The organism is Prauserella oleivorans (genome assembly GCF_042685745.1).
Lineage (GTDB): Bacteria > Actinomycetota > Actinomycetes > Mycobacteriales > Pseudonocardiaceae > Prauserella_A > Prauserella_A oleivorans.
The window spans coordinates 5674892-5698764 of the sequence record NZ_JBHUNT010000001.1 but is presented as its reverse complement, the minus strand read 5'-3'; the positions used below and the strand labels follow the sequence as shown (position 1 = coordinate 5698764).

Genomic DNA, 23873 nt, shown 5'->3' with positions numbered 1-23873 from the left:
AGTTTTGAGCACGGTCCGAGAGCAGGCGCACCGGGCGGCACGCACGCCGGGCGGCACGGTCTTCGAGCTGACCAGCGCGCAGCTGGGCATCTGGAACGCGCAGCGTCTGGAGCCCGAATCGCCGTACTACCTCGTCGGCGACGTCGTGCAGATCTCCGGCACCGAGCCGATCGACGTCGGCCTGCTGGCCGAGGCGATGGTGGGCACGGTCGATGACGCCGAGACGCTGCGGCTGCGGTTCACCGAGACGCCGGACGGGCCCCGCCAGGTGGTGGACGACTCCCCGGTGAGTCCGCCGCCCGTGGTGGACGTCTCCGGCGCGGCCGATCCCGTCGCCGCCGCTGAGCAGCAGGTGGTGCGCGAGCGCTTCGCCGCCGCCGAGGCCTGCCGCGGCATGGTGGACCGCCCGCTGTACTCGCAGATGATCATCCGGCTCTCCGATACCGAGGTCTGGTACACCCAGCTCGGCCACCACCTGGTGTTCGACGGCTACAGCGCCGCGATGCTCGCCCGCCGGACCGCGGCCCGCTACACGGCGCTGGTCACGGGAACCGAGCCGCCGAAGTGCTCGTTCAGCTCGTTCGCCGAGTTCGTCGCCGCCGACCAGGAGTACTTGGCGAGCGACCGGCCGGAGCGTGATCGGGCCTACTGGGTGGACCGGCTGACCCCGTTGCCCGAGCTGGGCGAGTCCACCCCCGCGGCGTCCGGCGCGCCGACCGACACGGTGTCCGCGCAGGCGGTGCTGCCCTCGGACGAGGTCGCCGCACTGCGCGCGTTCGCGGACCAGGAGGGCGTCACGTGGGGCGACGCCCTCCTGGCCTGCTATGCCGCGTTCCTGCACCGCGTGCTCGGCCGGACCGACGTGGTGTTCGCACTGCCGCTGATGTGCCGGACGAGCGGGGCCGAGCTGCGCACGCCCGGCATGGCGGTGAACGTGCTCCCGATGCGGGTCGAGGTGCGCGGCTCGGACGACCTCAGGGTGCTGTCGCGCCGGATCGCCGAGGCGATGCGGGAGATGCGGACGCACCAGCGCTACCGCGGCGAGAACCTGCCCCGCGACCTGGCCGTGCCGGGGGCGGGTGCGCTGCTGCACGGCTGCGGGGTGAACCTCAAGGCCTTCGACCTCACCCTCGACTTCGCGGGGGCGACCGGCGTAATGCGCAACGTCGCCGGCGGGCCGCCCGAGGACATGGGGCTTTCCGTGCTGCCCACCAGGGACGGCGGCCTGCTGCTCGGGTTCGAGGTGGACGCCCGCACCCACGATCAAGATGCCGTCGACGCCCGGCTCGCCGCGGTGCGCCGGCTCGTCACCGAGCTGACCGGACCGCAGCGGCCCGTGGTCGGCCAGGTCGAGCTGATCGCACCGGGCCTGCGGGAGGAGCTGCTCGCCGCGTGGACACCGCCGGCGGTTCCCGGGGAACCCGCCGGGGTCACCGACACGCTGGCCTCGCTGGTGGACACCCACGGCGGCGAGACCGCGCTCGTGCACGGGGACTCCCGGATGGACTACGCCGAGCTGGCGGCCCGGGTGCACCGGCTGGCGCGGGCTCTGCGGGCACGCGGGGTGGGCGCCGAGGACGTGGTCGCGCTCGCGATGCCCCGGTCCGCCGACCTCGTCGTCGGGCTGCTCGCCGCGCTCGACGCCGGTGCGGCGTTCCTGCCGCTCGACCTGGAGCATCCGGCCGAGCGACTGCGTGGGCTGCTGGCCGACGCCCGGCCTGCGCTGGTGCTCACGTCCGGCGGCGCGCCCGACCTGGGCGCCGAGGCGCCGGGTCTCGCCCTCGACGACCCGGCGACCCAGGCCGAACTCGCCGCCCTGGCGGACGGGCCGCTGGCGCCGCACGAGCTGGCCACCGAGCGCCGCCCGGAGCACCTCGCGTACGTCATCTACACCTCCGGCTCGACCGGCAGGCCCAAAGGCGTGCAGGTGCCCCTCGGCGGCCTGGACGCCCTGCTGCACCACCACCGGGCGACGCTCGTGGCCGACACGGCGCGTGCGGCCGGGCGGCGGCTGCGGGTCGCGCACACGTACTCGTTCGCGTTCGACTCCGCCCTCGACCAGCTGCTGTGGCTGCTGTGCGGGCACGAGCTGCACCTCTACGACGCCGACGTCACCAAGGACGTCGACGCCCTGCTCGCCGCGTGCAGGCGGGACCGGATCGACGTCGTGGACACCACGCCGTCGCTGGCGGCCCCGCTGGTGGACGCGGGGCTGCTCGACAGTGCGCACCGGCCCGCGCTGCTGGTGCTCGGCGGTGAGGCCGCGCCACCCGCGCTGTGGCGGCGAGTCGCCGCATCCGGGGTGGCCGCCCGAAACATGTACGGCCCCACCGAGGCCACAGTGGACAGCGCGAGTGCGCTGTTGGACGCGGGCGAGCCGGTGATCGGCCACCCGCTGGCCGGCGTACGGGTCTACCTGCTGGACAACGCGTTGCGCCCGGTGCCGCCCGGCGCGGTGGGTGAGCTGTACCTGGCCGGGCCGCAGCTCGCCCGCGGTTACCTCGGCCGCCCCGGCGGCACGGCCGAGCGGTTCGTCGCGGACCCGTTCGGGGAGCCGGGCGCGAGGATGTACCGCACCGGCGACCTGGCCCGCTGGCTGCCGGGGCGCGGGTTCGAGTACCTCGGCCGTGCCGACGGCCAGGTCAAGATCCGCGGCTACCGGGTGGAGGTCGGCGAGGTCGAGGCGGCACTCGGTGCGTTGCCGGGCGTGAGCGCGGCGGCCGCACTCGTGCGGCACGAGACCGGCTCGCCCCGGCTGGTCGGTTACGTCGTGCCGGAACGCGACGCGACCCTCACCGCGGAGTCGGTGCGGCACGCGCTCGCCGGCCGGTTGCCCGACCACCTCGTGCCCGCGGCCGTCGTCGTGCTCGACGAGCTGCCCCTGACCGTGAACGGCAAGCTCGACCGTGCCGCGCTGCCCGTGCCGAGCGCCACCGGCCGGGGCCGTGCTCCGGCCACCGCGCGGGAGCGGCTGCTGTGCGCGACGGTCGCCGAGGTGTTCGGCCTCGACGAGGTCAGCCCCGACGACGACTTCTTCTCCCTCGGCGGCGACAGCATTTCGGCCATCAGTGTGAGCAGCAGGCTCCGGTCGTCCGGGTTCGAGCTGCGCCCGCGGGATCTGCTGGCCCGGCGGGATCTCGGCTCCCTCGCCGCTCGGCTGTCCGAACTGGACAGCGGTGTCGCGCCGGTGACCGACGACCCGGTCGGCCCGGTGCCTGCCCCGCCCATCGTGCGCGGGCTGCTCGACCCGCATCCCGATCCGCGGATGGTCGCGGGCTACGCCCAGTGGACCGTCGTGTCGGTGGCCTCGCCGCTGTCGAGGCGCGATCTCGTGGCGGGCGTGCGGGCCGTGCTGGACCGGCATGCCGCACTCCGGCTGCGCCTGACCGGCACCGAGCTCGAGATACGGCCCGATGAGAACGGGGACGCCGACGCGATCGTCAGCGAGCTCACCGAGTCCACTGTGGATGACGCACGGCTCGCCGAGCGGCTCGCCGGTGAGCTCGACCCGGCCACCGGCGCCGTGCTGCGCGTCGCGCTGATCCGCACCGGCGACGGTGTGCCCGACCGGCTGCTCGTCCTCGCCCACCACCTCGTCATCGACGGTGTGTCCTGGCGGGTGCTCCTGCCCGACCTGCACGCCGCCTGCACGGCGGCCCGGGACGGCAAGCCCGCCGAGCTGCCGCCGTCAGGGACGTCGTGGCGCAGGCACGCGACGCTGCTGGCCGACCAGGGCCGGACCGGCGCCCGGCGAGCCGAGCTGCCGTACTGGCGGCAGACACTGGACCCCGAGTGCCGCCCGTTGCGCTGCGACGCGCTCGACCCCGCCCGGGACACCGCCGCCACCGCGTTGCGTTCGGTCACCGTGGCCGGGCCGGAGGTGTCCGACGCGGTCCTGACCACGCTCCCCGCCGCCTACCGCGCGGGAACCGACGAGGTGCTGCTCGCCGCGCTCACGCTGGCACTGCGCTCGTGGCGTGCCCGGCAGGGCGCGCTCACGATCACGGTGGAGAGCCACGGCCGCGAAACCCTGGAGCCCGGCGCGGACCTGTCCCGTACGGTCGGCTGGTTCACCAGCGAGTTCCCGGTGCGCGTCCCCGCCGACGCCGTGCGCGGCGACGCCGACCTGCGCGACGCCCTCACCGGCGGCGAGGCCGCGGGGCGGCTGCTGCGCGCGGTGAAAGAGGCCCGGCGGGCGGTGCCCGACGGCGGCATCGGCTACGGAATACTGCGGCACCTCGACCCGGAGACCGCGCCGGAGCTGGCCACGGCCGGAGCACCCGAGGTGTTGCTGAACTACCTCGGCCGGTTCAGCTCCCCGGACGGCGACGACTGGCGGCTGCCGGACGACGACCCGTTCGCCGTCATCGAGCCGCCCGGCAAGGCGCTGGAACAGGTGCTGGCGCTCAACTGCTTCGTGCACGAGGACGACGCGCCGCGCATCGCGGTCGAGTGGACCGCCGCGGGCAGGCTCCTTCCGGCCGAGCAGGTGCGTGAGCTGCAGCGCGCCTGGGAGGAGGCGCTCGCGGCACTGGCCGCACACGCCACGCGGATCGGTCCCGGCGGTGGCGGGCTCACCCCGTCCGATCTCCCGCTGGTGCGCCTCGAGCAGACCGACATCGACGCGCTGGAACGCCTGCGGCCGGTCGCCGACGTGCTGCCGGCGACGGCACTCCAGGTGGGCCTGTCGTTCCACACGCTCGCCCGCGGCACCGGCGACACCGACGTCTACGTCGTGCAGGCGGTGCTGTCGCTGGTCGGGGAGCTGGACGCCGACCGGCTCGCCGAGGCCGCGCGGGAACTGCTGCGCCGTCACCCGGCACTGCGGATCCACCTCGCCACCACGGCGGCAGGCGAGGTCGTGCAGGTGGTGCCCGCCGACGTGGACCTGGACTGGGAACCGGTCGACCTGACCTCCGCGGGCGAGCCGGAGGACAGCTTCGCCGCGCACTGCCGCGCCGAGCTCGACCGGCCGTTCGACCCGGAGACACCGCCGCTGATCCGGTTCCGGCTGTGCAGGCTCGGGGCGCGCGAGCACCGGCTGGTGATGACCAACCACCACGCGCTGCTGGACGGCTGGTCGATGCCGCTTGTGGGACGGACCCTGCTCGGGCTGTACACCGAACTCGGCGGCGGACCGGCCGTGCCCGCTCCACCCTCGCTGTCGGCCTACCACCACTGGCTCGCCGACCGCGACCGCGACGCCGCGCTGCGCGCGTGGCGGCAAGCCCTGGCCGGGATCGACGAGGGCACCCGGCTCGCTCCGGCCACCACCCGTCCCCGCGTGGAGCGGCCCGGCCGGGTCACCCTCGACCTCGGCCGTGAGTTCTCCGACCGGCTCCGTGCGTTCGCGCGCGAGCGCGGCATCACGGTGACGACCGTGCTGCAGACGGCGTGGGGCCTGCTGCTGGGCAGGCTCACCCGGCGCCGTGACGTGGTGTTCGGTTGCCCCGTGTCCGGCAGACCGGCCGAAGTGGACGGTGTGGAGTCGATGATCGGCCAGCTCGGCAACACCATCCCGGTGCGGATGCGCTACACCCCCGACCAGCCCGCGGAGGACCTGCTCGCCCGCGTGCACGCCGAGTCGGTCGCCCTGAGCGAACACCACCACCTCGGGCTGCCCGAGATCCAGCGTGCGGCCGGGGTCGGTGAGCTGTTCGACACGATGCTGGTGATGGAGAACTTCCCGTTCGCCGGGCGCGCGCCGATGCCCGTCGCGCCGGGGCTGGAGCTCTCCGGCGTGCGGATCACCGACGCCACCCACTACCCGCTGACGGTCGTGGTGATCCCGGACGACGAGATCACCATCGGGCTCGGCTACCAGCCGCACGTGTTCAGCGAGGACACCGTCCGCGACTACGGCCGGTGGCTGCGCACGCTGCTCACCGAGCTCGTCACCGACGCCCGGCGCCCGGTCGGGCGGCTGCCGATGCTCGACGCCGACGAGCGCGCACGGCTGCTCCACCTCGGGACGTCGGCGGTACCGGCCCAGCAGCGGGACTCGCTGCTGGAGACGTTCGCCGCGTGGGTGCGGCGCAAGCCGGACGCGGAGGCCGTGGTGTGCCGGGACCGGCGGCTCACCTACGCCGAGCTGGACCGGCTGGCCAACCGGCTCGCGCACGCGTTGCTCGCCGCCGGGGTCGGGCAGGAGGATCCGGTGGGCGTGCTGCTCGGCCGGGACGTCGAAATGATCGTGGCGCTGTTCGGGGTGCTCAAGGCCGGTGCGGCCTACCTGCCGCTCGACCCGAACTACCCACGAGAGCGGCTCGCCTACATGGTCGGCGACGCCCGCCCGGCCGCCTACGTCACCGACGCCGCGGCGCTGGAGTCGCTTGGCGGCACGGTGCCCGGCGACCCGGACGGTGCGGTGCTGCGGGTGGACGACCCGGGCGTGCTCGGCGACCCGGGGGCGCCGACCGATCGCGACGACGACCCCGCGCCCGCGCGCGCCGGGCTCACCGAGGACGCGCTGGCCTACATCATCTACACGTCCGGCACGACCGGTAAGCCCAAGGGCGTCGCCGTCACGCACCGCGGCATCCCCGACCTCATCTCGTTGCAGGAGGAGGTCGTCGGCGTCACCGAGCACGACCGGTACCTGCACTTCGCGTCGACGAGCTTCGACGTGGCGTTCTGGCAGACGATGGTGCCGCTCGCCTCGGGCGGGACACTGGTCATCGCGCCCGAGGAGGTGCGGGTGCCCGGCGACGAGCTGCTCGACTACATCACCGAGCACAAGCCCACGGGCGTCAACCTGCTGCCGTCGTTCCTGGCGGCGGTGCCGGAGGATCGCGGCGTCGACCCGGACGTGTTCTTCGTCGTCGGCGCCGAACGGCTCGACCCGGAGCTCGCCCGGCGCTGGGGTGAGGGCCGTCGGGCACTGTTCAACGCCTACGGCCCCACCGAGGTCACCGTCAACTCGGTCACGTGGCGCTACGAATCGGGGGAGTCGGGGACCGTCCCCATCGGACGGCCTGACCCGAACGTCCGCGCCTATGTCCTCGACGAGGGACTGCAGCCCGTCGGCGTGGGAGTGGTCGGGGAGCTGTACCTCGCGGGACCGAAGCTCGCCCGCGGCTACCTGGGCAGGTCCGGCCAGACGGCGCAGGCGTTCGTGGCCGACCCGTTCGGTGAGCCGGGGGCCGATGGCCGAGCGACGGGCGGGCGGATGTACCGCACCGGGGACCTCGTGTACTGGCGCCCCGACGGACAGCTGGTGTTCGTCGGCCGCGCCGACCGGCAGGTCAAGATCCGCGGCTTCCGCATCGAGCTCGGCGAGATCGAGTCGGCGCTCGCCCGGCATCCCGGCGTGCGCGGCTGCGCCGTCGTGGCCCGTGAGGGCCGGCTCGTGGGGTACGTGATCCCCGCCGAGGGTGTGACGTTCGACGCGGCGAGGCTGCGTGAGGACCTGCTCGCCGAGCTACCCGACCACCTGGTGCCCGCCGCGTTCGTGCCACTGGACCGGCTGCCGCTGACGCCCGGCGGCAAGCTCGACGAGGCCGCCCTGCCCGCGCCCGATCTCGGTCCGGCCGCCCCGGCGCGGGAGCCGGCTACGCGCGCCGAGGAGGTGCTGCTCGGCATCGTCCGCGAGGTGCTCGGCAGCGACGAGGTCAACCTCGACGACGATTTCCTCGAGATCGGCGGCGACAGCATCGTGTCGCTGCAGGTGGTGTCCCGTGCCCGCAGGCACGGTCTGCGCCTCGGCCCCCGCGACGTGCTCGACGGCGCCACGATCGCCGGGATCGCCGCCCGCTGCACCGAGGACGACCCCTCGGGTGCGGACGCCGACGTCCCGGCGACCGGTGACGCACCGCTGACGCCGGTGATGCTCGACCTGCTCGACCGGTGCGCGGGCACGCCCGGCGGTCTGGACGCCGCACGGGACTTCTGCCAGTGGACGGAGGTCTGCGTTCCCGGAGGTGGCTCGCTCGAGGTGTGGCATGCCGTGCTGGACGGCCTGCTCGCCCGGCACGACGTGTTGCGTGCGCACCTGGCTCCCGGCGAGCGCGAGCCGGTGCTGCGGATCCCGGAAGCCGGTGCGGTCACCGCGACCGACGTGCTCACCCGCGTGGCCGCGGCACCCGGCGACGACCTGCGCGCGCTCGTCGACGAGCGGATCGCCGCCGCCCGGGCCGGACTCGACCTGTGGAGCGGTCCGCTGCTGCGGGCCGTGTGGGTGGATCGCGGGCCGGACGCGCTCGGCAGGCTCGTCCTGATCGCGCACCACCTGCTGGTCGACGGTGTGTCGTGGCGCATCCTGCTCGACGACCTCGCCGCCGGTTACGAGGCCGCGACGTCCGGCACGGGCGCACCGGCGCGGCGTGGGGAGCCGTTCCTCCGCTGGGCCCGCGCGCTGCGCGCGGCGGCCGAGCACCGGCGCGCCGAGCTGCCGCATTGGCGACGGGTCGTAGAGGCCACACCCGAGCCGCTGTCGGCGACCGCGTTCGACCCGGCACGGGACACCGGCGCCACCGCCGCGCACCACGAGCTGCGGCTCGATCCCGAGCTCACGCGCACCCTGCTGACGACCGTGCCCGGGGCCTACCACAGCACACCGGACACCGTCCTGCTCACCGCTCTGGCCCGGGCGATCGGCCGGTGGCGCGGCCGGGCACCGGAGTTGTACGTGGCGCTGGAGAGCCACGGCAGGCCCGCGCACACCCCGGACGAGACCCGCGAGGTGGACCTGTCGCAGACCGTGGGCTGGTTCACCGCCGTGCATCCCGCCCGCATCACCGCGCCGGACGGCTCGTCGGCGGCCGCGCTCAAGGCGGTCAAGGAGCAGTTGCGTGCCCAGGGCGACGGCCTGGGCCACGGCATCCTCACCGCGGCCGGCGAGCCCGGCCTGCGGGCGGCGGCCCGGCCGGAGCTCAGCTGGAACTACCTCGGCCAGTTCGCCGCGGCCCCGGCCGAGGAGCGGCCGTGGCAGGCGCCGCCGGGCGCGAGCCCGTTCGGCTCGGGCGGGGACGGCCTGCCGTTGCCGCACAGCCTCATGGTGAACGCGATGGCCTGGGACGATGGCGACGGTGCCGCGTTGCGGGTGCGGTTCACGTGGCCGAGGGCGCTGTTCGCCGACGCCGACATCGCCGCGCTCGCCGACGAGTTCCGCGGCTGCCTCGCCGCGCTGGCGGCCGATCCGGACGTGCTCGCCGGAGCGGGCCGCACGCCGTCCGACTTCCCGCTGGTCCGGATCGGACAGTCCGGTGTGGACGCACTGGAACGTCGGTACCGGGTGGCCGACGTGCTGCCGCTGAGCCCGCTGCAGGAGATCATGCTGCGGCACACCCGTGCGTCGGCCGGTGGAGCGGACCCGTACACCGTGCAGGCGGCCTTCTCGCTGGCGGGAGAGGTCGATGTGCCGACCCTGCACGCCGCCGCGGGTGACCTGCTGGCGCGCCACCCCAACCTGGGCGCGGCGTTCCCGGACGAGCCCGGCCTGGACGCGGTGCAGGTGCTGCTCGCCGGCGCCGCACCGGACTGTCGGTACGTCGACCTCTCCGCGGTGTCCGATGTGGACGCACAGCGCCGGGCCGTCGACCGGGTGCTGGCCGACGACCTCGCCGAGCGCTTCGACCTCACGGCGGGCTCCGCGGTGCGTCTCACCGTGATCCGCCGCGGCGCGGGGCGCGCGGATCTCGTGCTGACCAGCCATCACGTGCTGTCCGACGGCTGGTCGGCTCCGCGGATGCTCGGGGAGATCTTCGCCGCCTACACCGCGCGTGTGCGCGGCGAGCATCCGCATCGCGTGCTGCCCGCGCCCGTCCCGGTGACCCGGTACCTGCGCTGGCTGACCGGGCGCGACCGGGACACCGACCTCGCCGCGTGGCGCGCGGAGCTCGCGGGTCTGGGCGAGGGTGGCTACATCGCCGGCGACCGGCCGGTGCCCGAGGTCGTGCCCGACCATCCGGAGCCCGTGCTGTTCGACGTCGAGCCCGATCTGGTGCGCACGCTGGCCGCGACCGCCGCGGCGGCGGGGCTCACGGTGAACACGCTCGTGCAGGGTGCGTGGTCGGCCGTGCTGGCGGCCCGCTCCGGGCGCCGCGACGTGTGCTTCGGCGCCATGGTGTCCGGTCGTCCGCCCGAAGTGGACGGTGTCGAGGAGATCCTGGGGCTGCTGGCCAACACGGTTCCGGTGCGGGCACGGCTCTCCGGCACGGTCGCCGAGTCGCTGGTCACGCTGCAGTCGAGGCAGCAGGCGCTCGCCGGGCACCACGCTGTCCGGCTCGCCGAGCTGCACGAGCTGACCGGCGTGCGCCGGCTGTTCGACAGCCTGCTGGTGTTCGAGAACTACCCGGTCGATCCGCAAGCGCTGGCCGAGCCGGCACCGGGTCTGCGGGTCGTGGGAACCCGGTTCCGGGAGTTCACGCACCACCCGGTGACCGTGACCGTCATGCCCGAGGGTGCCGGGTGGCGCGGCATCGTCGGCTTCCGCCCCGGCGCGGTGACCGGCGAGGAGGCCGAGGAGCTCGCCACGGCGCTGCAGCGCGCGTTGTGCGTGCTGAGCCGTCCCGGCGCGCTGGACGCCGAGGTGAGCACCCTGCTCGACGAGTGCGCGGCAGTGCGCCGATGAGCGAACAGACCGCGGACCGGATCGACGGCCGGCTGCTCGGCATGGCGTTCGTGCTGGTGCTCGGCACGTTCATGGCGTCGCTGGACTCCACGATCGTCAACGTCGGGCTCGAGACGCTGTCCGTCGAGTTCGGCGCCTCGGTGACCGAGGTGCAGTGGACGAGCACGGCCTACCTGCTCGCCGTGGTGGCCGCCGCACCGATGTCGGGCTGGCTCGCGGAGCGGTTCGGCGCGCGACGGACGTGGCTGGGCGCGGTGCTGCTGTTCCTCGCCGGGTCGGCGGCCTGCGCGCTCGCCTGGTCGGCGGCCTCCCTCGCGGTGTTCCGGGTGATCCAGGGACTCGGCGGCGGGTTGCTGCCGCCCACCGGGCAGGCGCTGCTGGCGCGGGCGGCCGGTCGTGCCCGCACCGGACGGGTCATGAGCATCGTCGGGATCGTGCCCATGCTCGCGCCGGTGCTGGGGCCTCTGGTCGGTGGCATGGTGCTGCGCGTGGCCGACTGGCCGTGGCTGTTCTACGTCAACCTCCCGGTCGGGCTGGTCGCCCTGCTGCTGGCCCGCAAGCTCGTGCCGCCGGTACCGCCGTCGGACACCGTGTCCCCGTTCGACATCCGTGGTGCGCTGCTGCTCTCGCCGGGGCTCGCCGTGCTCGTGTTCGGACTCACCGAGCTGGCGTCCGGACCGGCGGGCGCCGTCGTCGCGGGCGGCGCGATCGTCGTGGGAGTGGGCATGCTGGGCGTGTTCGCGGCCCACGCACTGCGCACGGCGCGGGTGCCGCTGCTCGACCCCCGCCTGTTCACGACACCACCGATCAGTTCCGCGGCGTTCGCGTTGTTCGTGGCGGCCGCGTCGGTGTTCGGCACGATGTTCCTGCTGCCGCTCTACCTGCAGGCCGGGCGGGGGCTGTCGGCGTGGGACGCCGGGCTGCTGCTCGCGCCTCAGGGGGTGGGCGCGGTGCTCGGCTCGTTCATCGTCAACCGCACGATCGACCGGCTTGCGCCACGCACCCTCGTCGTCACTGGCTTCGCGCTCATCATCGTCGCCACGGTGCCGTTCACCCAGGTCGGCGGGCTGCCGGACGGCGTGCTCGCGGCCGCCCTGCTCGTGCGCGGACTCGGCACCGCCATGATCGCCTCGCCGGTCATGAACATCGTCTACAGCCGCGTCGACCGTGATCTGCTGCCGCGCGCGTCCAGTGCGTTGAGCATGCTGAACTACGTCGGCGGCGCGATCGGCACCGCGGTGGTGGCGGTGCTGCTGGAAACGCGGCTCTCGGCACGTGCGCCGGAGGCGGCCGGTGCGTTCGGTGACGCCTTCTGGTGCGTGCTCGGGTTGTGTGTGCTGGCCCTGCTGGGTGCGTTGCGCCTGCCCGGGCGGACGCCGCGGTAGCCCGGGCAGGCGCGGGCGCTCACGCGCGCAGGGTGGCGCCGCCGTCGACGTACAGGTCGTGCATGGTGATGTGCCGTGCCTGGTCGGAGGCGAGGAACACGACCGCAGCCGCGACGTCCTCCGGGTCGGCGATCCGGCCGAGCGGGATGCCCACCCGGTAGGTGTCCAGGTCGCCCCGCAGCACCGGGTCGGCGCCGGCATCGGTCCACATCGCACGCTGCATCGGCGTGTCGGTGGAGCCGGGAGCCACGACGTTGCACCGGATGCCGTACCCGGCGAGTTCGAGACCGAGGCACTTGGTGAACATGGTCGCCGCCGCCTTGGAGGCCGCGTAGGCAGCCATGCCGTGCCGTGGCACACCGGCCGCGTTCGAGGACACGGTGACGACGCAGCCGCGCCGCCGCGGGATCATGCGGCGCGTGACCTCCCGGGACACGGTGAACACCCCGGTGGTGTTGACGCCGAAGGTGTGGGCCCAGTCCTCGTCCGCGTAGTCAGCCACCGGTCCGGTCCGCAGCACACCCGCGACGTTGGCGAGAATGTCGATCGCGCCCAGCGAATGCTCCACTTCGGACACCACGTCCGCGACCCGGGCCGAGTCGGTGACGTCGGCCACGAATCCGGTGATGCCCCGGTCGTCGGCGTACTTCGCCTGCACCTCGGCTGAGCGGTCCACCGCGGCCACTGTCACGCCACCGGCCCGGAGCGCACGCACGACGGCTTCGCCGATCCCTTGTCCGGCACCGGTCACGAACGCGACCTTGCCGGCGATTCCCTGCTGGTCCACAGATCTCCTCGATATGGTCTGGCGTGGAGTGTGGTCGGGAGCGGTGTCAGTTCGGTGGGACCAGTCGAGATTACCCTTTCGGGCGACGCCCGTACCCCGGTCGAGACGAACGCCTCGTTAGCGTGCCGTCGCAAAGCCGTACATACGAAGGAACCCCGGGCGTTCACCCGGGGTTCCTTGCGCAGCAATCGAGAGCTGCCCGACGGGACGTCCGGCCGGACGGCCCGCCGGGTTCGGGTCAGCCCAGCGGGCTGAGCGCACCCTGCACGATCGACGGGATGGCGCCCGCCCAGGCGGAGCTGATCAGGCCGGCCGCACCGGCACCGAGGTGGGTGCCCGCCTCGTTCCACGCGTTGACGTAGTCGGCGCCGGTCGGGTTGGACGGCACCTCCGGCGGCGTGACGAGGTCGGCGGAGGCGACGCCGGCGCCGGCACCCAGGGTGCCGAAGACGATCGCGGTCGCGGCGGCGGTACGAGCCAGGGCCTTACGCAATTTCTCGTCTCCCTCTTGTCGGCTGCGGCCTCGATCGGCCACAGCGTGGTGTTTCCGAGCGCCGAGTCAGCGTTAACTCCGCGTACCCAGGAAATCCGCCATTCGGCGGAGTCGCTGAAGTAAACCAATTCGATCGAGGTGACGGTGACCAATAACGAGTGAACGGCACTCACCGAGGGTTCTCGCGGGGTGTCACCTTTCGGCTGAGTTCGCGCGCCGGTCCGTGACCTTGTTCTACGGAGAGGTGATCGTGACCCGCCCGCGCTATCCGCTGTGGACACGCCGATTTCAGGTACACAAAGGACGAAATGGACCAGACCTCGGGGAGGCTTACGCGAGCCCGGGCCGCCAGAGGTCGACCACGCTGATGCCGATCTCGGCGAGCAGCCGGCGCGTGAGGGGAAGGCTGATGCCGACGACGCTCGACGGGTCACCGTCGACGCCTTCCACGAACCAGCCGCCGAGTCCGTCCAGGGTGAACGCTCCGGCCACCTGCAGCGGCTCGCCGGTCCCGATGTAGGTGTCGAGTTCGTGCTGGCTCGGCGTCGCGAAGCGCACCGTCGTCGCCTGGGCGCCGGTGGCCTCGGCGGTGACGGCGCCGCCCTCGACCCGGAGCACGGCGTGTCCGGTGAGGAGCTCACCGGAACCGCCTGCCATGCCTGCCCAGCGCTTGCGGGCGACCTCGGCCGTGCCGGGTTTGCCCACCATCTCGCCACCGATCGAGAGCATCGAGTCGCAGCCGACCACCACGGCGTCGCCGCCGGCGTCGGCCGCGACGGCCTGCGCCTTGGCCCTGGCCAGCGCCGTCACCAGCTCGGCGGGAGCCGGATCGGCGAGCGACGCCGCGACCGCGTCCTCGTCGACCCCGGACACGATGACCGTCGGTTCGATCCCGGCAGCGCGCAGCACGGCGAGGCGGGCCGGGGACGCGGAGGCAAGCACGAATCGCACGCGGCAAGGCTAAGCGATCGCCGCAGGGGCAGGCTCGAGGTGGTCAGCTGTCGAGCAGGGCGCCGTGCGTGCCCGTGATGTGGCTGACCAGGGCCGTGCGGAAACCGTTGCCGTCGCCCGCGCGCAGCAGGCCGCACAGCCCCTCGTGCTCGTCGAGGATCGCGCTGTAGCGGCCGGGCGAGCGGTGCAGGGCCGAGTTCGCCATGCGCAGTTGCCGGTCGTGCAGCCCGGAGTAGAACTGGGTGAGCAGGCTGTTGCCCGCGGCCTCCACCAGCGTCGCGTGGAACCGCCGGTCCAGCACCGAGAACCGCGCGGTGTCGCGCGGCACCTCCACGGCGCGCTGCTCGGTGAGCAACGCGGCCATCCGATCGGCCACCTCGGTGTGCTCGCCGCGGCCGATCACCGTCTCCGCCGCGTGCGACTCCACGAGGATGCGGGCCTGCGTCACCTCGCCGACCTCGTTCGCCGACACGGGCACCACCAGGGCCCCGCGCTTCGGATACAGCTTGAGCAGGCCCTCCACCTCCAGCCGCAGGAACGCCTCCCGCACCGGCGTGCGCGAGATCTCCAGCGCGGTGGCGATCTCGCCCTCGCTGAGCAGCTGGCCGCCCTCGAAGCGGCCGTCGAGGATCCGGTCCTTCACCCAGTGGTACGCGCGTTCGCCCGCGGCCTTCGGCTGTGATCGGGCGCTCGTTGACATGCCCGCATGGTAGCCGCCACCTTGGATACAAGATAGATGCAAGATGTGGGCAAGGGGGAGTGTGGTGCGGACCCGACCGTGGCTGCCGTGGCTCATGTGGGGCATCGGTGCGCTGTGTTACCTCATGGCGCTCTTCCACCGGATGAGCCTGTCCGTGGCCGGGCTGACTGCCCAGCAGCGCTTCGGCATCGACGCCACCGGTCTCGCGGCGTTCTCGGTGGTGCAGTTCGCGCTGTACGCGCTGCTGCAGGTGCCCGTCGGCGTCGGCAACGATCGCCTCGGCCCCCGCAAGCTGCTGCTCGGCGGCATGACGCTGATGGCTGCGGGTTCGGTCGTGCTGGCGCTCGCCACCGGCTACCCGGCAGCGATGACGGGCCGCGCGCTCATCGGCGCGGGCGACGCCTGCATGTTCGTCAGCGTCCTGCGCATCGCCCAGAACTGGTTCCCCGGCAACCGCTACGCCTTCGTGGCCGCGCTGACCGGCATGATCGGCGGGCTCGGCCAGCTCGTCGCGACGGCGCCGCTCGCGGCGCTGCTGCAGGCGCGCGGATGGACGGGCGCGTTCCTCGTCGCCGGGGCCGCCACCGTGGTGCTGCTGGTCGCCGCCGCTGCCGGCCTGCGCGAGGCACCCCGCACCGAGGCCGGCGAGGCCACCGACGTCCCCTCGGACGGTCCGCGGGAGCCGCTTGGGGAGAGCGTCCGGCTCGCCTGGCGCAACCGCGGCACCCGGCACGCCCTGTTCACGCACTTCACGCTCATGGGCTCGTTCGTCACGTTCACGGCCGTGCTCGGCCAGCCCTACCTCGTCGGCGCGCACCGGCTGTCCGAGGGGACGGCCGGTGCGCTGCTCGCCGTGGTCGTGGTGGGCTTCGTCGTGAGCAGCACGGCGGCGGGGCAGCTGGCCTCGCGCAGGCCGGCGGCCCGCGGCGGGCTCGTGCTCGCGGCCGTACTGCTGGCACTCGGTTGCTCCGCGCTACTCGTGGCGTTGCCCGCGGCCGCCCCGGCGTGGGTGCTGGCCGTGGTGCTCGCCGCGATCGGCGTCGGCGGTGGAGTGAGCATGCTGGCCTTCGACCTCGCCCGCTCCGCCAATCCCGGTCACCGCGCCGGCGTGGCCAGCGGTCTGGCCAACATGGGCGGGTTCACCTTCGCCGTGGTGGCGCAGCTCGGGGCGGGCGTGCTGCTGGACGCGCTGCTCGCCGCCGGGGTCCGGGACGAGAACGCGCACCGGCTCGCCTTCGGTGTTCCGCTCGCACTGGCCGTGGCCGGCGTCATCGGGGTGGTGCGGCTCCGGGCGCATGCGGGCACGCCGCCCGCGGAGTCCTCAGCGCGGGAAGGCGGACGCTCGCCAGGCGCCCTGACCCGGGTGTAGCGGTGCCCGGACCAGCGCCGCCCGGTCCGCCCAGCGCGACCGGGCGGGCGGCTCCTCCCGTTCCGGGCTCGCCGCGGCGAGGCCCGCGATCACGGCCGTCAGCGCCGCCAGCTCGGCGTCGTCCGGGTTGCCCCGGACGACGCGCAGCAGCGGCCGCTGCGGCTGCTCCTCCTGTGGTGTCTCGTCAGCGGTCACAGCGGAATGTTCCCGTGCTTCTTCGGCGGCAGGGTCTCGCGCTTCTCCCGCAGCATCCGCAGCGCGCGCGCCACGTAGCCGCGCGTGTGCGCGGGCGGGATCACGCCGTCGACGTACCCGCGCTCGGCCGCGACGTACGGGTTGCACAGCGTGTCCTCGTACTCCTGGATGAGTCGAGCCCGCAGCGCCTCCACGTCCTCGCCCTTGTCGGCGGCGCTGGCCAGCGTCTTGCGGTGCACGATGTTGGCCGCCCCCTGCGCGCCCATCACCGCGATCTGCGCGGTCGGCCACGCGACGTTGATGTCGGCGCCGAGGTGCTTCGAGCCCATGACGTCGTACGCGCCGCCGTAGGCCTTGCGGGTGATGACCGTGACCAGCGGGACGGTCGCCTCGGCGTAGGCGTAGATCAGCTTCGCGCCACGCCGGATGATGCCGTTCCACTCCTGGTCGGTGCCGGGCAGGAAGCCGGGCACGTCCACGAACGTCAGCACCGGGACGTTGAACGCGTCGCACGTGCGCACGAATCGCGCCGCCTTCTCGGAGGCGTCGATGTCCAGGCAGCCGGCGAACTGCGTCGGCTGGTTGGCCACCACGCCCACGCTGTGCCCGTCCACCCGGCCGAAGCCGACGATGACGTTGGGCGCGAACAGCTCCTGCACCTCGAGGAACTCGCCGTCGTCGACGACGCGGGTGATGACCTCGTGCATGTCGTAGGGCTGGTTCGGCGAGTCCGGCACCAGCGTGTCGAGCTCCCGGTCGGTGTCGGTGACGTCGTCGGCGATCGAGGCCTCGGACGGCTCGGGCGCCTCGAACACCGGCGGGTCCGACAGGTTGTTCGACGGCAGGAAGCTCAGCAGCTCCTTGACGTAGGCGATCGCGTCCTCCTCGTCCGAGCCGAGGTAGTGCGCGTTGCCGGACTTGGTGTTGTGCGTGCGTCCGCCACCGAGGTCCTCGAAGGTGACCTCCTCGCCCGTCACCGTCTTGATGACGTCCGGGCCGGTGATGAACATGTGCGAGGTCTGGTCGACCATCACCACGAAATCGGTCAGCGCGGGGGAGTAGACGTGCCCGCCCGCGTTGGCGCCCATGATGAGCGAGATCTGCGGGATCACCCCGGAGGCGTGCGTGTTGCGGCGGAAGATCTCGCCGTAGAGCCCGAGCGAGACCACGCCCTCCTGGATGCGCGCGCCGCCGCCCTCGTTGATGCCGATGATGGGGCGGCCGGTCTTGATGGCCAGGTCCATCACCTTGACGATCTTCTCGCCGTAGACCTCGCCGAGCGAGCCGCCGAACACCGTGACGTCCTGGCTGAACACGCACACGGGACGGCCGTCGATGGTGCCGTAGCCGGTGACCACGCCGTCGCCGTAGGGGCGGTTCTTCTCCTGCCCGAAGTTGGTGGAGCGGTGCCGGGCGAACTCGTCCAGCTCGACGAACGAGCCGGGGTCGAGCAGCATGTCGATCCGCTCCCGCGCCGTCTTCTTGCCCTTGGCGTGCTGGCGCTCCACGGCACGGGCCGAACCGGCGTGCACGGCCTCGTCGTAGCGCAGGTAGAGGTCCGCGAGCTTGCCCGCCGTCGTGTGAATGTCCGGCTCTGCATCGGGAGGGGTCCCGATCGGCTCCGTTGCGCTGCTCATAGCACGGCAGCTTAGCTTCCGGCGCCACGGTGCCGGTGTGGCGTAGCCAACCCCTGCGACGCCGTGTGGCCGGTCCGGCGCCGTTGTCGGGTGCGGCTAGGGTCCTGCGCGTGGTCGCGCGGAAACACATCGACGCCTCCCGGCTGCGGGCCCGGCTCATCCACCCGGTGGGCCCCTACGCCTGGATCGACGTCGTGCCCAGCACCGGCTCGACCAACGCGGACCTGCGCCAGGCCGTGGTGGACGGCGCGGCCGACCGCACCGTGCTCATCGCCGAGGAACAGACAGCGGGAGTGGGCAGGCGCGGCCGGACCTGGTCCTCGCCCGCCGGGACCGGCGTGTACTGCAGTGTCCTGCTGCGCCCCGCCGGGGTGCCGGTGGCCGGGCTGGGTTCGCTCGCGGTGGTGGCCGGGCTCGCCGTGCTCGACCTCGCCGACGAGCTCGGCGTCGACGCGGCGCTCAAGTGGCCCAACGACGTGCTCGCCGCCGACGGCGCAGGCAAGTGCGCCGGGATTCTCTCCGAGGCGGCACCCTCGGAGGAACAGGCGGTGATCCTCGGCATCGGCATCAACGTCGACCCGCCCCGCGACGCCGTGCCGCCCGCCCCCGGAGGGCTGCCGCCGGTGTCGCTGGCCGATCTGGGGGCGCGGACGACGGATCGCACCGGCATCTGCCTGTCCCTGCTCACCGCGTTGCACGAGCGCGAGAGCGCGTGGCGGCGGGCGGGCGGCGACCTCGCCGAGGCCGGGCTGCTCGAGCTGTACCGCTCGCGGTGCTCGACGCTCGGCAGGCACGTGAAGATCATGATCGCGGGCGGCGGCACCCTCGTCGGCGACGCCGTGGACCTGGATTCCACCGGTGCGCTCGTCATCGAACCGCAGGAGGGCGGGCGCCGGACGGTGTTCGCGGGCGACGTCGTGCACCTTCGCCCGGTGAGCGAGTGAATCGCCGCCGATGGCGGTACGGTGATCGCACGGGCGGCGACGACAGATTGCGGGGAGTGTTCGCGGTGGCCTATCCGGACGGTTTGCTCAGCGAGGGCGAGCGCGTCGTCACGCACAAGCATCCACACTTCAAGATGCTGATCTTCCCGGTGCTGATGCTCATCGTGATCGCCGGTCTCGGCACCTGGTTCGCGCTGCTCGCCCGTGACCTGGAGTCGCCGTGGAACACGGTCGGGTTGATCGCGGTCGGTGTGGTGGGTCTGATCCTGCTGGTGTGGCTGGTGCTGACGCCGTTCGTGCGGTGGCGCACCACGCACTTCATCGTCACCACCGACCGGGTCATCGCCCGTGAAGGCGTCGTCAAGCGCACCGGCATCGACATCCCGATGGGCCGCATCAACAGCGTGCAGTTCGAGCACGGCCTGCTCGACCGGATCTTCGGCTGCGGGACCCTCATCATCGAGTCCGCCTCGGACGAGCCGCTGACCTTCGATGACATCCCGAGTGTGGAACGCGTGCACACGCTCATCTACCGGCAGGTCAACGAGAACCCGTACGACGACTACGGTGTCCAGCCCGACCACGGCTCCCAGTCCACCCAGCCGTTGCCGGGCCGCCAGGAGCCGCCGCGCGGGCGGGGGCGCTGAGCGGCATGGGGGTGCGTGAGCTGGGACTGCCGGAACGCCTCACCGCGACCGGGGAGTTGCCGAGCCGGGTCACGATCTGGGAAGTCGGCCCTCGCGACGGCCTGCAGAACGAGGCGGCCACCGTGCCCGTGGACGTGAAGCTGGAGTTCCTCGACCGGCTGGCCGGCGCGGGCCTGACGACACTCGAGGCGACGAGTTTCGTCCACCCCAAGTGGGTGCCACAGCTCGCCGACGCCGAGGAGTTGCTCGGCAGGCTGGACCGGCGGCCCGGCGTCCGCTACCCCGTGCTGGTGCCGAACGAGCGTGGTCTGGACCGCGCGGTCGCGGCGGGGGTCGGCCACATCGCGGTGTTCGGCAGCGCCACGGAGACCTTCGCCAAGCGCAACCTCAACACCTCGGTGGACGGGCAGTTCGCGATGTTCGAGCCCGTGCTCGCCCGCGCCCGTGCCGAGGGAATGGAGGTGCGGGGCTACCTCTCGATGTGCTTCGGTGACCCGTGGGAGGGCGTCGTGAGCGCGGAGCAGGTCGTGCGGGTCGGCAAGCGGCTGCTCGACCTCGGCTGCTCGCAGCTGTCGCTGGGCGACACCATCGGCGTCGCCACGGCGGGCCAGGTGGAGCGGCTGATCGACGCGTTCGTGGCCGCCGGGGTCGGCGTCGACGCGCTCGCGGTGCACTTCCACGACACCTACGGGCAGGCGCTGGCCAACACGCTCGCCGCGTTGCGCCGCGGGGTCTCCACTGTGGACTCCTCCGCGGGCGGGCTCGGCGGCTGCCCGTACGCGGAGTCGGCCACCGGCAACCTCGCCACCGAGGACCTGGTGTGGATGCTCGACGGGCTCGGCATCGAGCACGGCGCCGACCTCGACGCCCTGGTGGCCACGAGCACGTGGATGGCGCAGCGGCTCGGCAGGCCCAGTCCCTCGCGGGTGGTCAAGGCCCTCGCCGGCTAGCGAGGCCGCAGCACCACGACGGCACGAGTGCACAACATCGTGGTGACGGAGGGAACCGGGGGCCGCCCTGCTGCGTCCGAGACCTAGCCGGGCGCTGTGAACACGCACCAACGGACGTCGGGAGAGTGCCGTGACCGACCATCGCGCACAGGTGGAGCAGCTACTCGCCGATTACCGACGCAGCCGCGACCAGCTGGCCGAGGTGCAGCGGCAGCTCGCGTCGATCACCGCGTCGGCCAGCAGTGACGACGGCCTCATCACGGCCATGGTCGGCGCCCGGGGTGTGCTCACCGGGCTCGAGATCGCCGACGAGGCCTACGAGCGCTACCGGCCCGCCGAGCTCGCCGCGCAGATCGTCAAGCTGACCGGCACCGCGACGGTCAAGGCCTTCACGGGCGCGGGCGAGGTGCTGGCACCGGCGTTGCCGTCGGGCACCGACCCGCAGGCCCTGCTGCTCGGCACCGCCGACCTCGGGGCCGCCGAGCTCGCCCCCGAGGACGTCGGTGACGACGACAGCTTCGAGGACCAGAACTGGCTCGACGACGCCGATTGGCAGAGGTCCCGATGAGCGGCCGGGGTTTCGGCGTCGACGCCGAGCGGCTCGGCACGCACGCCGCCGAGTTCGCCGGGCTCACCGAGCGCGCGGGCCGGATCGTCGCTGGCCTGCGGGAGTCGCTCGGCACCGCGCCGTGGGGGGACGACGAGGTCGGCCGGAGCTTCGCGGCGGTGCACCGCCGGCAGGCCGACGACACGCTGGCCGCCATCGACGGCCTCGCGGGCGGACTGACCGAGATGGGCGAGGCCTTCGCCGCCGCCGCTCGCGCCTACCGGAGCGCCGACGACGCCGCCGCGGGCGACGTCACCGACGCGGGCTCGGCCGGGTAGGGGCGCCGATGGGCATCGAGCTTCCCGCCGAACTGGCCGACGTCGCCGCAGCAACCGGGGTCAACTGGCCGCGGGCCGACGAGGACGCCATGCGCGCGCAGGCCGGTGCATGGCGTCAGGCGGCGCAGGAGCTGACCACGCTGGCCGCCGAGGCGGACACGGTCGCCGGCAAGGCGCTGGGCGCGATGACCGGCGACACCGCCGAGGCGGCCAGGCAGAAGTGGAGCGGATTCGTCGACCCGGACGGTGGCCGGCTCACCACGGCCGCGCAGGGAGCCCAGCAGGCCGCCGACCGGCTGGATCGTGCCGCCGAGCAGGTCGCCGCGGCCAAGGTCGAGATCGTGCGCAACCTCGTGGACGCCGCGCGGAACCGGGATGCCGCGATGGTCGCCGCCGAGTCCGGCCACCCGGCCGCACTGGCCGGGCTGGACACCGTCCTGCGCGGCACCGCGACCAACGTCGGTGCGGTCACCAGCGGCCTGGTCGACGCGGTCGGCGCCGGTGTGGACGGTCCGGCGCGGCCGGTCGGCGACGTCGTCAATGCCCACCCGGGGGCGCACACGGCCGACGGCCAGTCCGGCCTGCTCAGCACGGTGACCGGGCTGCCCCGGTCCGTGGTGGAGGACGCGCTCGCGGGCGTGGAGTCCGCGCCGGACGCGCTCGCCGGCCTCGACGAGCCCGGCGGACAGGGACTGCTGGAGCAGCGTGGCGGCCCCGGAGAGCCGGGGCTGCTCGAGCGGCTCGGCGAGGGTGGCGTGCCGGGGCTGCCGGAAGATGCGGGCGAGCGGGGCGAACCCGGTGGGCCGGGGCTGCCGGCACACCAGGGCGGCGCCGCGCCCGGCCTGCCGCTGCCGGGGGGGCGAGTCCGGCCCGCCATCCGGGCTGCCGGACCACCTCCGGGACCACACCGACCTGCCCGGCCCGGAGGCGCCGGGGAGCGACCTGCCGGCCCCGGACCTGCGTGTTCCGGGATCGCCCGTGGCCGGATCCGGCGACGAGGGAACCGGGCCGATCGCGCTGCCGGACGCACCGACCCCGCCGAGCGGCCTCGCCGGTCTGCCCAGAGGGTTCGCCGACGCCCCGACACCCCCGAGCGGCACGGCGTTTCCCGCGGCCGCGTCCGGGCAGACGCACCTCGCCGGCTACTCCGGCGGCCCGGCGCCGGCCCCGGGTGCGCAGCCGATGCAGCAGCCGGTGGCGCCCGTGCCGCCGGTGGCGCAGCAGCCGTACGGCGCTCCGGGCTACGCGCCGCCGTTCGGCCAGCCGTTCGCGGGCCAGGCGGGGTCTCCTGTGCCGATCGCCCCCGGCCCGCAGCAGCCACCGGCTCCGCCCGGCCAGCACCCAGCGGCGCCCCCGCCCGTCGTGCGCAACGCGCCACCCGGCCTGCCGCCGGCGGGGCCCCCGCCCGCGGCGCCGGGCGCACCACGCAACGCACCGCCGCCGATGGCACCGCCACCCGTGGTGCCGGGACCCCCAGCCGCTGGGCCGCGGAACGCCCCGGCCCGGTGGGGACCGTCCGCCGAACCCCACTACCCGCAACGGCCGCCCGAACCCGTTCGCGCGCAGCCGTCCGCCGCTGCGGTGCCTGTGGGCGCCCCGCGTCAGGAACGGGAGAGCATCGTCGCGCTGTTCCTGGTGCACATGTTCCCGATCGGGCACCTGCCGGTCGCCTCCGACCGGCCCGCGCGCCAGCTGCCCGTGCCCGCCCGCGACGACGCGACCCCGGTGCGGCTCCGCTGTTTCCCACCGCACGACCATCCGCGTTCCGCAGTGGTCGACTCCGGGCAGGCGCTGGCGTGGCTCCGGCAGGGCTGGCGTCAGCCCGCGCCGCCGCCCGCCGAGGTCCTGCCGTGCCCGCCGGACGCGCTGCGGCAGGGTTACGACCCGCTCGGCGGCCTGCACGAGCGCGAGTGGGACAGCCGCTACCTGGCCGAGGACGGGGAGCGGGTCGAGTACGTGTGGCCGCCGGGGGAGCGGTATCCCGAGGGCGGTACCGCCGAGGGCGAGCCGGAGCTGCTGGCCGAGGGCACCCTGCTCGACCGTTTCGGCACCGCCCACGGGCGCGTGTTCGCCCCGGACGGCACGCCGTTCGCGCAGCGGTCGCTGCCGCCGTCCTACCTGGAGGCGGGTTACCGGCGGTACCGCGTCGTGCGGGAGGTCCCGATGTGGCGGACCGTCTCGGCCGGCTGGTTCGGCCAGCCGGGCGGCGGGGTGCGGTACCGGTCGGTCTACTCCGCCGCCGAGCTGGTGCATCTGGGCTACCTGGCCGACGTCACCTTCAAGGAGGTCGCATGATTGACACTCGCGGAGCCTCTTGGTCATGCGGCCGACCGGGTGCGGGTGTCCCGCAAGACATGGTG

At 73.8% G+C, this 23873-nt stretch carries 15 protein-coding genes and 1 pseudogene; 10 read left to right on the top strand and 6 right to left on the bottom strand.

Annotation, left to right across the window (positions count from 1 at the left end; all coding sequences use genetic code 11):
- Positions 1–4: 4 nt before the first annotated feature.
- Together ACFSZT_RS27955 and ACFSZT_RS27950 are read left to right on the top strand one after the other, a co-directional pair.
- On the top strand, positions 5–10570 hold the full coding sequence (locus tag ACFSZT_RS27955; protein ID WP_377392997.1) for an amino acid adenylation domain-containing protein: 10566 nt from the start codon (positions 5–7) through the stop codon (positions 10568–10570).
- Positions 10567–11955, top strand: a complete 1389-nt coding sequence (locus ACFSZT_RS27950; RefSeq protein WP_377393000.1) for a DHA2 family efflux MFS transporter permease subunit — start codon at positions 10567–10569, stop codon at positions 11953–11955. Before ACFSZT_RS27955 ends, ACFSZT_RS27950 begins: the two co-directional genes overlap by 4 nt.
- Before the next feature lie 19 nt (positions 11956–11974).
- Here the strand turns inward: ACFSZT_RS27950 and ACFSZT_RS27945 are convergent, their stop codons facing one another.
- From ACFSZT_RS27945 to ACFSZT_RS27930, 4 genes are all read right to left on the bottom strand, one after another.
- Positions 11975–12742 carry a 2,3-dihydro-2,3-dihydroxybenzoate dehydrogenase gene (locus ACFSZT_RS27945; protein WP_377393003.1) on the bottom strand — a complete coding sequence of 256 codons (768 nt, stop codon included), beginning with the start codon at positions 12740–12742 and terminating at the stop codon, positions 11975–11977.
- Positions 12743–12980: 238 nt separating this feature from the next.
- The gene (locus ACFSZT_RS27940) at positions 12981–13235 is read right to left on the bottom strand and encodes a hypothetical protein (protein ID WP_377393006.1); all 255 of its coding nucleotides are present in this window, start codon (positions 13233–13235) and stop codon (positions 12981–12983) included.
- Between the two features lie 330 nt (positions 13236–13565).
- On the bottom strand, positions 13566–14186 hold the full coding sequence (locus ACFSZT_RS27935; RefSeq protein ID WP_377393009.1) for a Maf family protein: 621 nt from the start codon (positions 14184–14186) through the stop codon (positions 13566–13568).
- Between the two features lie 43 nt (positions 14187–14229).
- Positions 14230–14886, bottom strand: coding sequence for a GntR family transcriptional regulator (locus ACFSZT_RS27930; protein ID WP_377393012.1), 657 nt, complete (start codon positions 14884–14886; stop codon positions 14230–14232).
- 64 nt (positions 14887–14950) lie between these two features.
- On the opposite strand from ACFSZT_RS27930, the gene ACFSZT_RS27925 reads away from it, so the two are divergent.
- Complete coding sequence (locus tag ACFSZT_RS27925; RefSeq protein ID WP_377393015.1) at positions 14951–16255, top strand: MFS transporter; 1305 nt, start codon at positions 14951–14953, stop codon at positions 16253–16255.
- Here the strand turns inward: ACFSZT_RS27925 and ACFSZT_RS27920 are convergent.
- Both ACFSZT_RS27920 and ACFSZT_RS27915 read right to left on the bottom strand, forming a co-directional pair.
- Positions 16208–16450 (bottom strand): acyl-CoA carboxylase subunit epsilon, encoded by a 243-nt coding sequence (locus tag ACFSZT_RS27920; protein ID WP_377393018.1) that lies wholly within the window; start codon positions 16448–16450, stop codon positions 16208–16210. The genes ACFSZT_RS27925 and ACFSZT_RS27920 overlap by 48 nt on opposite strands.
- Positions 16447–18087, bottom strand: a complete 1641-nt coding sequence (locus ACFSZT_RS27915) for an acyl-CoA carboxylase subunit beta (RefSeq protein WP_377393021.1) — start codon at positions 18085–18087, stop codon at positions 16447–16449. Before ACFSZT_RS27915 ends, ACFSZT_RS27920 begins: the two co-directional genes overlap by 4 nt.
- Positions 18088–18197: 110 nt before the next feature.
- On the opposite strand from ACFSZT_RS27915, the gene ACFSZT_RS27910 reads away from it, so the two are divergent.
- From ACFSZT_RS27910 to ACFSZT_RS27880, 7 genes and pseudogenes are all read left to right on the top strand, one after another.
- The gene (locus ACFSZT_RS27910; protein ID WP_377393024.1) at positions 18198–19031 is read left to right on the top strand and encodes a biotin--[acetyl-CoA-carboxylase] ligase; all 834 of its coding nucleotides are present in this window, start codon (positions 18198–18200) and stop codon (positions 19029–19031) included.
- Between the two features lie 65 nt (positions 19032–19096).
- The gene (locus tag ACFSZT_RS27905; protein ID WP_377393027.1) at positions 19097–19678 is read left to right on the top strand and encodes a PH domain-containing protein; all 582 of its coding nucleotides are present in this window, start codon (positions 19097–19099) and stop codon (positions 19676–19678) included.
- A gap of 5 nt (positions 19679–19683) precedes the next feature.
- Positions 19684–20628 (top strand): hydroxymethylglutaryl-CoA lyase, encoded by a 945-nt coding sequence (locus tag ACFSZT_RS27900; protein WP_377393030.1) that lies wholly within the window; start codon positions 19684–19686, stop codon positions 20626–20628.
- Positions 20629–20758: 130 nt separating this feature from the next.
- Positions 20759–21196 (top strand): YbaB/EbfC family nucleoid-associated protein, encoded by a 438-nt coding sequence (locus ACFSZT_RS27895; RefSeq protein ID WP_377393033.1) that lies wholly within the window; start codon positions 20759–20761, stop codon positions 21194–21196.
- The gene (locus tag ACFSZT_RS27890; protein ID WP_377393036.1) at positions 21193–21513 is read left to right on the top strand and encodes a hypothetical protein; all 321 of its coding nucleotides are present in this window, start codon (positions 21193–21195) and stop codon (positions 21511–21513) included. The genes ACFSZT_RS27895 and ACFSZT_RS27890 overlap by 4 nt, the downstream gene beginning before the upstream one ends.
- 8 nt (positions 21514–21521) lie before the next feature.
- Positions 21522–21809 (top strand): annotated as a pseudogene (locus tag ACFSZT_RS28425) (WXG100-like domain-containing protein); the annotation flags it as partial.
- A 682-nt stretch (positions 21810–22491) separates the two neighbouring features.
- The gene (locus ACFSZT_RS27880; protein ID WP_377478375.1) at positions 22492–23808 is read left to right on the top strand and encodes a TNT domain-containing protein; all 1317 of its coding nucleotides are present in this window, start codon (positions 22492–22494) and stop codon (positions 23806–23808) included.
- Positions 23809–23873: the final 65 nt, after the last annotated feature.

Excerpts from the sequence above, each read along its gene's own strand:
- ACFSZT_RS27950 (WP_377393000.1), top strand. The coding sequence starts at position 10,567 with ATGAGCGAACAGACCGCGGACCGGATCGACGGCCGGCTGCTCGGCATG.
- ACFSZT_RS27930 (WP_377393012.1), bottom strand. The coding sequence starts at position 14,886 with ATGTCAACGAGCGCCCGATCACAGCCGAAGGCCGCGGGCGAACGCGCG.
- ACFSZT_RS27915 (WP_377393021.1), bottom strand. The coding sequence starts at position 18,087 with ATGAGCAGCGCAACGGAGCCGATCGGGACCCCTCCCGATGCAGAGCCG.
- ACFSZT_RS27900 (WP_377393030.1), top strand. The coding sequence starts at position 19,684 with ATGGGGGTGCGTGAGCTGGGACTGCCGGAACGCCTCACCGCGACCGGG.
- ACFSZT_RS27890 (WP_377393036.1), top strand. The coding sequence starts at position 21,193 with ATGAGCGGCCGGGGTTTCGGCGTCGACGCCGAGCGGCTCGGCACGCAC.